10 protein-coding genes are annotated in these 12495 nt (G+C 43.7%); all 10 read left to right on the plus strand.

The window, feature by feature from the left end; translation table 11 throughout:
• Positions 1–77 precede the first annotated feature (77 nt).
• The 10 genes from QUA90_RS30615 to QUA90_RS28945 all read left to right on the plus strand — a co-directional run bounded on the left by QUA90_RS30615 (position 78) and on the right by QUA90_RS28945 (position 12458).
• Positions 78–2567, plus strand: coding sequence for a polysaccharide biosynthesis protein (locus QUA90_RS30615; RefSeq protein WP_445300151.1), 2490 nt, complete (start codon positions 78–80; stop codon positions 2565–2567).
• 80 nt (positions 2568–2647) lie between these two features.
• Entirely contained in the window at positions 2648–4003 is a 1356-nt protein-coding gene (locus tag QUA90_RS28905; protein WP_333448622.1) for an oligosaccharide flippase family protein, read from the plus strand.
• A gap of 17 nt (positions 4004–4020) precedes the next feature.
• Positions 4021–5181, plus strand: a complete 1161-nt coding sequence (locus QUA90_RS28910; RefSeq protein ID WP_333448623.1) for a glycosyltransferase family 1 protein — start codon at positions 4021–4023, stop codon at positions 5179–5181.
• Positions 5150–6517: an O-antigen ligase family protein gene (locus QUA90_RS28915; RefSeq protein ID WP_333448624.1), complete on the plus strand. Its 1368-nt coding sequence runs from the start codon at positions 5150–5152 to the stop codon at positions 6515–6517. The genes QUA90_RS28910 and QUA90_RS28915 overlap by 32 nt, the downstream gene beginning before the upstream one ends.
• Positions 6514–7746 carry a hypothetical protein gene (locus QUA90_RS28920; protein ID WP_333448625.1) on the plus strand — a complete coding sequence of 411 codons (1233 nt, stop codon included), beginning with the start codon at positions 6514–6516 and terminating at the stop codon, positions 7744–7746. The genes QUA90_RS28915 and QUA90_RS28920 overlap by 4 nt, the downstream gene beginning before the upstream one ends.
• A gap of 147 nt (positions 7747–7893) precedes the next feature.
• The gene (locus tag QUA90_RS28925) at positions 7894–9090 is read left to right on the plus strand and encodes a glycosyltransferase family 4 protein (RefSeq protein WP_333448626.1); all 1197 of its coding nucleotides are present in this window, start codon (positions 7894–7896) and stop codon (positions 9088–9090) included.
• Positions 9087–10214, plus strand: a complete 1128-nt coding sequence (locus QUA90_RS28930; protein ID WP_333389618.1) for a glycosyltransferase family 4 protein — start codon at positions 9087–9089, stop codon at positions 10212–10214. The genes QUA90_RS28925 and QUA90_RS28930 overlap by 4 nt, the downstream gene beginning before the upstream one ends.
• A gap of 43 nt (positions 10215–10257) precedes the next feature.
• The gene (locus QUA90_RS28935; RefSeq protein WP_333448627.1) at positions 10258–11187 is read left to right on the plus strand and encodes a serine/threonine-protein kinase; all 930 of its coding nucleotides are present in this window, start codon (positions 10258–10260) and stop codon (positions 11185–11187) included.
• A 38-nt stretch (positions 11188–11225) separates the two neighbouring features.
• Positions 11226–11867, plus strand: coding sequence for a sugar transferase (locus QUA90_RS28940; protein ID WP_333389613.1), 642 nt, complete (start codon positions 11226–11228; stop codon positions 11865–11867).
• A 126-nt stretch (positions 11868–11993) separates the two neighbouring features.
• Positions 11994–12458: a hypothetical protein gene (locus QUA90_RS28945; protein WP_333448628.1), complete on the plus strand. Its 465-nt coding sequence runs from the start codon at positions 11994–11996 to the stop codon at positions 12456–12458.
• The last annotated feature ends 37 nt before the right edge of the window (positions 12459–12495 follow it).

The following is a 12495-nucleotide window of genomic DNA, read 5'->3' on the forward strand; positions in this document are numbered from 1 at the left end:
TACCGAAACTGGTCTAAACTAACTATGTTATTCTACCACAAATATAGTCTGTCTACTTACGCCGAGCTGTACTAGCAGTGGAAATTATCTTGTTCCAACAACTTTACCAGCTAAATAATTCGCCGATCGCAAATCTGCCACGATCGCTGCCGCTACTAGACGCTATCATCAGCTTTTTGTTAGTTGCAGCCCTTCGTTTCAGCATTCCATCCCTCGAAAGATGGTACCAAAAACCGTGGAAAGTTCAGCAACGCGATCGGGTCCTGATAGTCGGTGCGGGCAGTGCAGGCACATCTCTAATGCAAACGATGCAGAGGAGCCCAGAGGTAGGGCTCGATCCAATCGCTTTCATTGACGACGACCCCAAAAAAATCTCCAAGCAGATTGGCAGACTGACTGTAGTCGGCAATCGCTGTAACATTCCGGAAGTAGTTCGATCGCTAAATATCGGCAAAGTCATAATTGCCATCCCCTCAGCTCCGGGAAAAGAGATTAGGGAAATCGTAGAAATTTGTCAGTCAATTGGAATTCCAACCAGCACCCTCCCCGGCCTCAATGAAATCATCAAAGGTCGCGTCAGTTTAGGTAGCCTCAGAGAAGTACAGATTGAGGACTTGCTCCGCCGCGCCCCCATCCAAACCGATACCCAGAAAGTCTTGGGATTGATTGGAGGCAAGAAAGTTCTAATTACCGGTGCGGGTGGCTCCATCGGCAGCGAACTTTGTCGCCAAATATTAAAGTGCGAGCCTGCGGAAATCATCATCGTCGGACACGGAGAAAATTCTGTATTCAACATTCAACAAGAATTAGGAAAAGTCCTGTCAGAACTCAAAAAGACAAGCAAAACCCAAACAGATATTACTCGCGTGACAGCCTTTATGGCCGATATTCGCTTTCGTGATCGCTTAGAGTACGTTTTTCTAACAGTGAGACCAGACATCATTTTTCATGCGGCAGCTCACAAACACGTACCCATGATGGAATTAAACCCGCCGGAAGCGATTACTAATAATGTGCGGGGGACGAAAAATCTGCTGGATCTGGCATTGAAATACAATGTGGAACAATTTGTGATGATTTCCACCGACAAAGCGGTGAATCCAACTAGCATTATGGGAGCTAGCAAAAGAGTTGCCGAAATGCTGGTGCTGCAAGCAGCCCAAAAAAGCCAAAACCCCTTTGTAGTGGTTCGTTTCGGTAATGTTCTTGGCAGCCGCGGTAGCGTCGTACCTACTTTCAAACGACAAATTGCTGAGGGCGGGCCGATCACAATTACTCATCCAGATATCACTCGCTATTTCATGACAATTCCCGAAGCAGTTCAACTGGTTTTGCAGGCAGCAGTGATCGGCAATGGCGGGGAAGTTTTCATGCTTGAGATGGGAGAACCAGTCAGAATTGTTGATTTGGCAAAGGATTTGATTCGGCTCTCAGGATATGAAGTGGGCAAAGACATAGAAATCGCGTTTACAGGGCTGCGACCGGGAGAAAAATTGTTTGAAGAACTGTTTATTCCGGGCGAGAAATACAACCGCACTAAACACGAAAAAATTCTCAGTCTTGGCAATGCCAGCCGCCTAGTGAAAGAAAATATTGATCAGGAAGTAGAAGCCCTTTGTCAAGCGGGCGATCGCAATGATACCAATTTAATAGTCTCAATGTTACAGCAGTTAGTGCCTGAGTACGTACCCGGATATTCAACAGCCAATTTGCCCGCAAATACAGCCACAGAAACAACCGCTCCAGCAAAAATTAGCAGTGCAGCATCTGTGCAGTTAGAGAATGATTTGCGGGTGGCTCTTGCCAATGAGGAGTTTCGGATTTACTATCAGCCGATCGTCTGCCTGGAAACTAATAAGATTAGTAGTTTTGAAGCGCTGTTGCGCTGGCAGCACCCGAATCGAGGTTTGCTTTGGCCAGACGAATTCCTACCAGCGGCAGAAGAAACGGGCTTGATTGTTCCTATTGGCGAGTGGGTCCTGCGGCAAGCTTGCAGCCAGATGCGGGTTTGGCAGTCGGAATTTGGCGTTAATACTCCCCTCACAGTCAGCGTGAATCTGACTAGCAAACAGTTTTTCCAAGCAGACTTAATCGAGACGATTGCCAAAATGTTGAAAGAAACAAATCTTGATGCTCCGAGTTTGAGGTTAGAAATTCCTGAATATGTTGTGACGGAAAATTCCGAGTTGGCTGGGTCTGTTTTTCTCAAACTTAAAACTTTAGGTGTGCAAGTACAAATCGACCACTGTGGTCTTAGTGATGTATCATTAACTCAGCTCTACCAATTGACGCGGCTGAAGTATGGGAAATTTGACAGTTTGAAGCTAGATTGCTCTCTAGTCAGCGGGCTTGATGCTAGCAACCCCAACTTAGAAATTTTTAACAAAATTATTGCCATAACTCAAGAGTTAGGTATGGGCATGATTGCCACAGGAGTAGAAACAAGCTGGCAAATAGCTCAGCTAAAATCTATGAAGTGCGTCTACGGACAGGGATACTTTTTCTCTAAGCCTGTAGAAGGCTATAAGGTAGAAAAATTGATGGGGGCTATGGCTGTTAAAAGTTAATGGGGCATTTGTGAATAACTTTGAAATGGAAAATACACGATTGGGAATTCACCAATTAGCAAGCAGGTAATTAGTTACTAATGCAACAGTTGAAACCACTAACATTACGCCGGAATTTTTCCTGGACTTTCACTGGCAATCTCGTTTATGCGGCTTCCCAGTGGGGGATGTTGGTGGTGCTTGCTAAATTGGGCAGTCCTGAAATGGTGGGTAAATTTACCTTGGGTCTTGCCGTGACAGCACCTGTATTCATGCTGACAAATCTGCAACTGCGATCGATCCAGGCAACCGATGCCAGAAAAGAGTATTTGTTTAGCGATTATCTGAGTCTGCGGCTGATCGGCACTGCGCTTGCATTTCTAATCATCTTCGTAATTACCATCAGTTCTGGATATAGCTGGGATATATTGCTGGTTGTCGTCGCGCTCGCTTTCGCCAAAGCATTCGAGTCGATCAGCGATATATTTTACGGACTGCTCCAACACCACGAACGAATGGATCGCATTTCCCTGTCCTTGATGCTCAGAGGCACCCTGTCCCTGTTAATGTTAGGTGCCGGAGTATACCTGACAGGCAGCGTCTTCGTAGGCTCAGTGGGATTGGCGATTGCCTGGGCTTTCGTTTTGGTCAGCTACGACATCCCCAGCGGTATATTGTTGCTCAATGCCCCGCCTGCGGATGAAATCGAGACGGAAAGACAAGGGGAGGAGGACGAACTCTCGAATTCCCCTCAACAGTTGCCAAATACAGATGAAAACCCCATATCCCAACCAAAAAATAAGTTGCTACGGCGCTGGCATCTCAAAACCTTAACCAAGTTGCTATGGCTATCTCTGCCGCTAGGTTTCGTAATGATGCTGATCTCCCTAAACATTAATATTCCTCGCTATTTTATCGAGCATTATTTAGGCGCACATCAACTGGGCATTTTCAGCGCCTTGTCCTATCTAATAGTGGCAGGTCAAATGGTGATTAGTGCCCTGGCACAGTCAGTCAGTCCCCGACTTGCGAAATACTACGCAGCAGGCAATAGTAAAAGTTTCCGCACGTTGCTCCTCAAGTTAGTGGGAATTGCGCTCGGGCTGGGTAGTGCAGGTGTGGTGGTGGCGGTGGTAGCTGGGCGACCGATCCTCACCCTTCTCTATGATCCTGAGTATGCTCAGCAAGTGGATGTGTTCGTGTTGCTGATGGTAGCAGCGGGGATTAATTACTTATCATACTTTCTGGGCTACGGTATAACCGCAGCGCGGTACTTCCGTGTCCAAATGCCTTTGTTTATGGTGGTGACAGCTAGTTCAGCCCTAATTTGTCTGTGGTTAATTCCCACTCAGGGACTGCGGGGGGCAGCGATATCGCTGATCTTGGGATCTGTTATCCAAATTGTCAGTTGCTTGGCAGTGCTTATTCATGCCATCAACAAAATCGCAAAACATTAGGAAAAAATCAGCAGAAGATGTTATTTGATAAGCCTTCCATCCGAATACTCCATGTTGTAGGTGGCATGAACCGAGGGGGGATTGAAACTTGGCTGATGCACGTTTTGCGAAACATCGATCGCGATCGCTTTCAAATGGACTTTCTAGTCCATACAACAGAACCCTGCGCTTACGATGAGGAAGTTCGCGCCTTGGGCAGTCGGATTATCCCCTGTCTCGATCCATTCCAACCCAGACTGTACGATCACAATTTCCAACGTCTTGTCAGGGAATATGGCCCTTACGACATCGTACACAGTCACGTTCATAACTTTAGCGGTTATGTTCTCCGCTTGGCAAAACAGGCGGGCGTGCCCATTCGCATTGCCCACAGCCATAACGATACTTCTTCCCTGGAAACCAAAGCCGGATTATCTCGGCGCTTATATATAGCTTTAACGAAATGGTGGATAGCCCGCTATAAAACAATTGGTTTGGCAGCTAGTCGTTTAGCCGCAGTTTCCTTGTTTGGTTCGGGCTGGGCAAGAGATCCCCGTTGCCAGATTCTTTATTGTGGTGTCGATCTCGCTCCATTTCGCGATGGCGTCGATCGCTTCTCTATTCGGTCTAAATTAGGAATTCCTGCGGATGCCTTTGTCATCGGTCATGTCGGTAGATTTGAAGAACAAAAGAACCATTTATTTTTACTGGAAATCGCAGCATCGATAGCCCAAAAACAACCAAATCTACGACTTTTACTGGTGGGTGATGGATCTCTGCGTCCCCAGATTCAGCAGAAAGCGATCGAAATGGGCTTAGATAAATATGTCATCTTTGCAGGACTGCGATCGGATGTACCCCGATTGATGCTTGGGGCGATGGATACATTTGTCTTGCCATCCCTTTACGAAGGTTTGGGCTTGGTCTTAATCGAGGCACAAGCAGCAGGTTTGCCTTGTGTTTTCTCAGATGTAGTACCAGAAGAAGCAGATGTTATAAAACCTTTAGTACAAAGACTTTCTTTGTCACAATCTCCTTCCACCTGGGCAGAAACCATTCTAGCAGCACCAGATACGACATCGGGCTTTAACCAAACAGATGCCTTAGCTAGCGTCGAAAATAGCCCTTTCAATATTCCGATCGGTCTCAAAAAATTGGCAGAAGTCTATGAAGCTAACTTCCCGGCAACGAGCCGTTGATATCAATCGTTTAAGTCCCTTTCTGATCAGAGCGCCGTTTTGGTTCACTTTGGTTATGTGGTCGCTTTTACCGTCAACTAAAGTTCCCTGGCTGGAAATTGAATCAATCCCGATCAACTTGAGAGACATCATCAATATAGCAGTTGCTTTTTTCTACCTCTTAGTGCCAGCTATTAATAATCGTCCTATCAAATACTGCTCCAAAGGTTGGCATTATTACTTACCGCTAGTAATGATTTTTTTATTGGGTTACGCTGCTCTGTCTTGCGAATGGAGCGGTCTGCACAATCGTGATTTATTGCCTATGCTATACACTCTGATTGTAGCTGCATCGGCATTTTTATTGGGCTATAACGTTATCAATAAAAGGTCACCCGAAGCCATACATCAATTTCTTTGGTCATTTACAGTATATATCGCCGCTGTGAGTTTGCTTTACTCAGCCACCTCTTTCTTATCTTTGGGGTTGGGCGGTGAAGGTGATGACACTGCTAGCGAATTTGGAATCAAGCGAGTTAAAGGCCCTTTGTATGAAGCTAGTACCGGATATTTTCTGATCGTACCTGCTCTGGCTTTTTCCCTACAAGAGATTCTTAAAAGCCCCAAAGATAGGATACTTAAGGCAGGTGTTTTGTTTTCTTTGATGTTGACTTTATTCGGCATGGGTTCGCGGGCTGGTTTGTTAGTTTTTTTCTTGTTTTTCCTGCTAGTAATATTATTTCTAAAAAATAAAAAACAGGCAATGATAGCGCTCTCATTAATGCTTGTTATTACAACCCTAGCTGGGCTACTATTTTTTTCTAAAGCCAAAACCGATCGACTGCAATCTTTAGAAGATGATACAAGAGGTAATACCTATTCCGCATCTTTGCAAATCATTCAAAATAGAGATGATAGTATTAACTTTTTTGGTTCCGGTTACGGTTCTTATTGGCCGTGGTACATTCCAGACGTTGAGGGCGCTCGCGAGACCGATCAGTATTTCGATTTGGTTTGGAACCCCTATGCTCAAATATTGTACCACCCGCACTCAACTTTTCTTTTACTAATTGTCGAACTAGGAATCCCTGGGCTGTTCTATTTTTTGTTTTTGTGGGGAATTTTGGGGAGACTTTTGCTTGGCAATCTCTGGGGGGCAGAATTTCCCATTTTTAACTGCGGAATCTTTGCTTCGGGAGTTTCCATGTTTTTTGATTTCTTTATCTTTAAAGGGCCGCAACTTAATACTATGTGGTGGATTTACTTTTTTGGTGCCCTAGCTTTAAATGCTACTGGCGGAAAATCACCCAAATCCTCGAAGAATGATATTAGCCCAAAGGGAGAAAATGAAAAATGATTATTTGGATTAAAAAGCAATACAAATTTTATAAAATAGTTTTATTTGGGGGATTATTTATAATATCTATCATTTTTTGTTTCATTGGTTGGGGTATTATCGATTCACCCTTATCTTGTAGCGCCAGCAATATATTTAATCACGCCACCAACCAAAACATTAAAGTTGAGATCCGCTCCGATGGTACTACGATGGTTAATAATAAACCTTTCTTTCCGTTTGGGTTTTATCATGTTTCATGGAGAACAACAGCTAAAGAGCGAATAGATGCTTTAAAGGACATGGCGGCTGCTGGATTCAACACCATTCACGCTTCGGCTACAAACCTCAAGGATTATGGCGAATTTCTCGACGAAGCGGGGCGGCTCGGTGTTTACGTTTTAACCGAGCAGAATAAGATTGGTTTAGTAAATTTAGTCAAGCAATTTAAAAATAAACCAGCCGTGCTGGGTTGGAGTATAGCCGATGATGTCGATAGAGGTAAGTTTACTCCAAATGATGTGTTAGCATCTCACTACCAGGCAAAAACCATAGCTCCCAATCATGTTACCTACGTGAGTGGTGGCTCAAGAAAAATTGAACATTTTACCAATTGTTCGGATATAATTGCCATGCAAGCATATCCCCTTATTTTTGGAAAGGGAAGGGAACTATCTATTGCTTATCGTAAAATTTTGTTTACAAGAGAATATGTAAAAAAAATTAGTCATAAAGCAGTTTATGCTAATTTACAAACATTCGATTGGGCAGTAGAAGAACCAGAAAATCCCAAATACAAACAAGGTACGCGGGCACCAACCTTTGAAGAAGTGCGAAATATGACTTATCAAGCAATTTTGGCTGGTGCCAAGGGAATTATTTATTATACTTATCACGACTCTGTTTGGAATTTACCCGCAGCCCAACCTGAGTTGTGGGAAAAAATGAAAGACTTAGTGCCCGAAATAAAAGCAATTAATTCCTTCGTACTAAATGGTAATTTGAAAAACCTTAAATCGGGGGATAATAACATATTGACTGGAATTTGGCAGTCCGGAAAAGAAGCTTTAGCAGTTGTTATTAATACTTCTTTCGATCGCGACTCGGAGGTCACAATTGAATTGCCGAAAAATATCATCCAAGCAAACCCAATGTTTACAGATTCTCCGGCCAGTATGAGTTTCAAAAACGGCAAACTCAGTGGTTTAATTAAACCAGTGGAAGTTCAAGTTTATAGACTGAAAGGCTAAATACAGCATATTCCACGGAGACGTGGTAGACTCAATTGAGTCGAAACTGGTTTACCAATTGGTGAAGAGTGTACTTGATAAACCGGGAATCGGCTGTATATTAATTCGATGGTTGGAGTGACTGAGCTACAGGAGATGAGGTTTTAGATGAAAGTTATTGTAACTCTTGAATATCGATTCGATCGCACGCCCGATGGAAAAGTGTGGACGCAAACAACCTTTCCCTATAGCTTCTGGACGCGCTACTTAGAAGTATTCGATCGCGTCAGCGTAGTAGCCCGTACCCGCGATGTACCCAGCGTGCCTTCAGATTGGCAACGCGCAGACGGCGAGGGAGTTTCCTTTGCCCCCATTCCATACTACATCGGCCCTTGGCAGTATCTCCGCAAGGCGCGAGAAGTCAAACAGGCGGCCAGAAATGCTGTTAGCCCAGATGATGCGGTGATTTTAAGGCTGAGTTCCCAAATTGCTTCCTGCATCCAACCGATGTTGTGTAAAGAAAGACATCCTTACGGTGTGGAAATTGTGGCAGACCCTTATGATGTGTTTGCGCCCGGTTCTATCAAGCATCCCTTGCGCCCTATTTTTCGTTGGTGGTTTCCCAGAGGTTTGCGGCGGGAATGTCAAGAAGCCTGTGCTGCTGCCTATGTGACCAAAGAAGCTTTACAAAAACGATATCCTTGCCCCAATTTATCGATTGGTGTATCGGATGTAGAAATTTTAGAAGATTCGCTCGTGGCTGCACCCCGTCCCCTGCGCGGGGAAACAGGAATTTTTACGCTCCTGTTTGTAGGTTCCTTAGCCCAACTATATAAAGCTCCCAATATTTTGATTGAAGCTGTGGCAATCTGTATGCAGGAGGGGCTCAATATTGAATTAATTATGGTTGGCGATGGCCAATACAGAGCAGAACTGGAAGAAGAAGCCAAAGCATTGGGCTTGGGAAAGCGAGTTTCTTTCCTCGGTCAGTTGCCATCTGGGGATGCAGTACGCGCCCAGCTTGATCGCGCCCACCTTTTCATTCTCCCCTCATACCAAGAAGGCTTGCCCAGAGCAATGGTAGAAGCAATGGCAAGAGCTTTGCCTTGTATTGGCTCTACCGTCGGTGGCATTCCCGAATTACTGCCTGATGAAGATATGGTGTCGCCCGGTGATGTAGCAGCCTTAGCGAGTAAAATTCGGGAGGTAGTAACAGATCCCGATCGCATGGCGCGGATGTCTGCCCGTAACTTGGAGAAAGCCAAAGAGTATACCGATGAAGTTCTCCGCCAGCAGCGGCTCATATTTTATCGCTACGTGCGAGAGCAAACAGAAGGATGGTTGAAAGAGAAACAAAAAATATGAAGAAACTTTTAATTGTTACTACTATCCCGGAAACCCTTGACTTTTTTCTGCCTTTGACCAAGCATTTGCGCGGGCAAGGCTGGCAGGTAGATGCAATGGCGAAAGAACTTTCCACTAGCAAAGAATACTCACAATTGTTCGATCGCGTTTGGGATGTTGAATGGTCGCGCAATCCCCTGGAGCCCAAAAATTTGATTACTGCTCCCGCACAAGTTCGGCAGGCATTTTTGCAAGAGCAATACGACTTAGTAAATGTTTCTACGCCTGTAGCTGCTTTTGTTACCCGCTACGCTCTCAATAATTGGAGAAAGCAGGGAAAAGTAAAAGTAATCTACACAGCCCAAGGTTTTCACTTCTACGAAGGAGGGGCACCGCATAAAAATGCGATATTCTTGGGACTGGAAAAGATTGCAGGGCCTTGGACGGACTATCTAGTAGTGGTTAATCGGCAAGATGAAGCAGCGGCAAAACGTTATGGTTTGATTGCTGCCGAACGAGTCCATTACATTCCCGGAACTGGATTAAATATTGATCGCTTTAATCCCCATGCTATTTCTGAAGCTGAGATAATGCGAGTACGTCAAGAGTTGGGATTGGCACCGGAAAACTCTGTGTTTTTATCAGTGGCTGAATTTATTCCTCGCAAGCGTCCTTGGGATATTTTAAAGGCATTAGCTCAACTAGAACGGCCTCAAGTTCACTTAGCTTTTGCCGGCCATGGCCGAATTTTACAGGAAATGCAGCAACTCGCATCCGAGTTGGGAATTCAAAAGCAAGTGCATTTTTTGGGATTGCGACGAGATATTCCCGTTTTGATGCGTGCCTCTGTAGCTACTCTGATTGCTTCCGACCAAGAAGGTCTTCCTAATTGTGTGATGGAATCTTTGTGCATGGAAGTTCCTGTTATTGGTACAGAGATTCGCGGCACCCGCGATTTATTAGTAGAGGGAAATGGCTTGTTAGTTAAATTAGGAGATGTCAAGGGAATGGCCAAAGCAATGGAATGGATTTTGGATAATCCAGAAGATGCCAAACAGATGGGTAAGCAGGCGCGGGAAAAGATGATAGCTTATAGCGTCCCAGAAATCCTCAAGCAATACGAAGCTTTATATCAGGAGGTTTGAGGAAACTCAAAGTGAAAACTATCAGGACATTAGCCAACTAACAATGATTATTTGTATCAATCCAAATTGCATTGCTTCACATCAACCAGTGGAATACGCAGGGCGAAAATGTCCTAATTGTGGCAGTGACTTAATGTTACAAAATCGCTATAGGGTCACAAGCATAATCCGAATCAATCGGGGATTTGGTAACGTTTACGAAGTAGAAGACCGAGGAAAAACAAAAATTTTAAAAGTTCTCAATCAGATTCATGGTAAAGATAGGAGAGCTATCCAATTGTTCCGGCAAGAAGTAAAGGTATTAAGTCATTTCGATCATCCGGGTATTCCTAAATGTGACAGCTATTTTCAATATGAACTGAATGAAGGAGAACGATTGCACTGCATAGTAATGGAAAAGATAGATGGTTGTAATTTAGAAGAGTGGGTGGAAAAAAATCAACCAATTTCGGCCGAACAGGGTTTAGAATGGTTGGAAAAAATTACAAGTATTTTAAAAGTGGTTCACGAGCAAAAATATTTGCATCGGGATATCAAGCCACACAATATTATGCGGAAGGATAACGGACAGTTCGTGTTGATTGATTTTGGCGCAGCTATCCGCATAAATTTGTTCTATAAGACTTATGCTATTACGATTTATAGCGCTATGCTTTTATTGGGTAAGGGCGATGAAACAGATGGATATACGGCCCCAGAACAAAATAGACATTATTGCACGCCCCAGACAGATATTTTTGCCTTGGGGAAAAGCTTTGTATTTCTATTAACGGGTAAGTTTCCAAGAGATAAGGCGATGTACAATGAGAAGACAGAAAAAATAAACTGGCGTAAATATGCGAAGGGAGTTTCAGACGAGTTTGCCAATATAATCGAGAAAGCAATAGAACACGATCCCAAAAAAAGATACAATAATACTCAGGAGATATTGAACGACATCGGTAGAATCAAAAAAATCGTTGAATTGATTTAACTAGCAGGAAAAGGTCATTTTAGCCAGGAGCGTTGTGGATGAATTCCTCTTTTAAGCAAGAAAATAACCTCAAAAAGATTAGTAGGTTATTGAAATCAATATTAGATAGATTAGTAGCCGGGATCGCCCTTTTGGTTTTCTCTCCCGCGATACTAATAGTGGCGATCGCCATTTACATTCGCATGGGTAGCCCAATTGTCTTTACGCAACCGCGGCCGGGCCAAAACGGCGAAGTTTTTCAATTCTACAAGTTTCGCACGATGACGAGCGATCGCGACTCGAATGGCAATCTTTTAAGTGATGAAGAACGCCTGACAGCGATCGGTCAATTTCTGCGGAAAACCAGTTTAGATGAACTACCCCAACTTTGGAACGTTCTTAAGGGTGATATGAGTTTTGTGGGGCCGCGTCCTTTAATGGTAGAATACCTAGAGCGCTACAGTCCCGAACAAGCACGCCGGCATGACGTGATGCCGGGAATTACAGGGTGGGCACAAATTAACGGGCGCAATACCATTTCTTGGCAACAAAAATTCAAACTTGATGTTTGGTATGTGGATAATTGGAGTTTGTGGCTTGACCTGAAAATACTTTTCCTGACGGTATGGAAAGTAGTTAAAAAAGAAGGTATCAGCCAAGCTAATCATGCCACAGTTGAAGATTTCACGGGAAATAATTGACAATAATTAGTAGGGTGCGTTATACAATATAAACTGGTGGGAGAATTTGAAGTGCATCTGACGCCTCCGACAAAAGTAAAAGCGCGTCGTTGTCCGCTCAATGTTTAGCAGTATAAGGATGGAAAAATGGCACTCTCTTGGCAAACACTTCATAAGTTAGAAAAAGAATATGGCGATTCTTTTTTCATTTTGGATATTAGACACTTTGAAAATAACTATAAAGAATTTCTTCAGGGTTTTAGCTCAATTTATCCCAATACCAACCTAGGTTATTCTTACAAAACTAATTACATTCCCAAGCTATGCCAAACCGTGCATTCTATGGGAGGATATGCCGAAGTTGTTTCCCAAATGGAGTATGATTTAGCGATCGCGATCGGCGTACCGCCAACTAGAATCATTTTCAATGGCCCACTGAAGCAACAAGAAGACCTGGAAAAAGCTATTTTGGCTGGTTCCATAGTCAATTTGGACTGCTTAGAAGAAGTAGAAATGGTCGAAGCTTTGGCCGAAAGATTACCAGAACAAAAAATAGCGGTCGGATTGAGATGTATAGTAATTTCAAATAAATGTGAGACAAATGCAAGATGATGTAAAATTAAGAAAAATTGTTAACTCGGAGCCGAAA

The sequence above is a fragment of the Microcoleus sp. D3_18_C4 genome (assembly GCF_036702355.1).
Taxonomy (GTDB): domain Bacteria; phylum Cyanobacteriota; class Cyanobacteriia; order Cyanobacteriales; family Microcoleaceae; genus Microcoleus.

What these genes read in the sequence shown, in the direction of transcription:
- QUA90_RS28905 (WP_333448622.1), top strand. Translation starts at nt 2,648, where the DNA reads ATGCAACAGTTGAAACCACTAACATTACGCCGGAATTTTTCCTGGACT.
- QUA90_RS28910 (WP_333448623.1), top strand. Translation starts at nt 4,021, where the DNA reads ATGTTATTTGATAAGCCTTCCATCCGAATACTCCATGTTGTAGGTGGC.
- QUA90_RS28915 (WP_333448624.1), top strand. Translation starts at nt 5,150, where the DNA reads ATGAAGCTAACTTCCCGGCAACGAGCCGTTGATATCAATCGTTTAAGT.
- QUA90_RS28920 (WP_333448625.1), top strand. Translation starts at nt 6,514, where the DNA reads ATGATTATTTGGATTAAAAAGCAATACAAATTTTATAAAATAGTTTTA.
- QUA90_RS28925 (WP_333448626.1), top strand. Translation starts at nt 7,894, where the DNA reads ATGAAAGTTATTGTAACTCTTGAATATCGATTCGATCGCACGCCCGAT.
- QUA90_RS28930 (WP_333389618.1), top strand. Translation starts at nt 9,087, where the DNA reads ATGAAGAAACTTTTAATTGTTACTACTATCCCGGAAACCCTTGACTTT.
- QUA90_RS28935 (WP_333448627.1), top strand. Translation starts at nt 10,258, where the DNA reads ATGATTATTTGTATCAATCCAAATTGCATTGCTTCACATCAACCAGTG.
- QUA90_RS28940 (WP_333389613.1), top strand. Translation starts at nt 11,226, where the DNA reads ATGAATTCCTCTTTTAAGCAAGAAAATAACCTCAAAAAGATTAGTAGG.
- QUA90_RS28945 (WP_333448628.1), top strand. Translation starts at nt 11,994, where the DNA reads ATGGCACTCTCTTGGCAAACACTTCATAAGTTAGAAAAAGAATATGGC.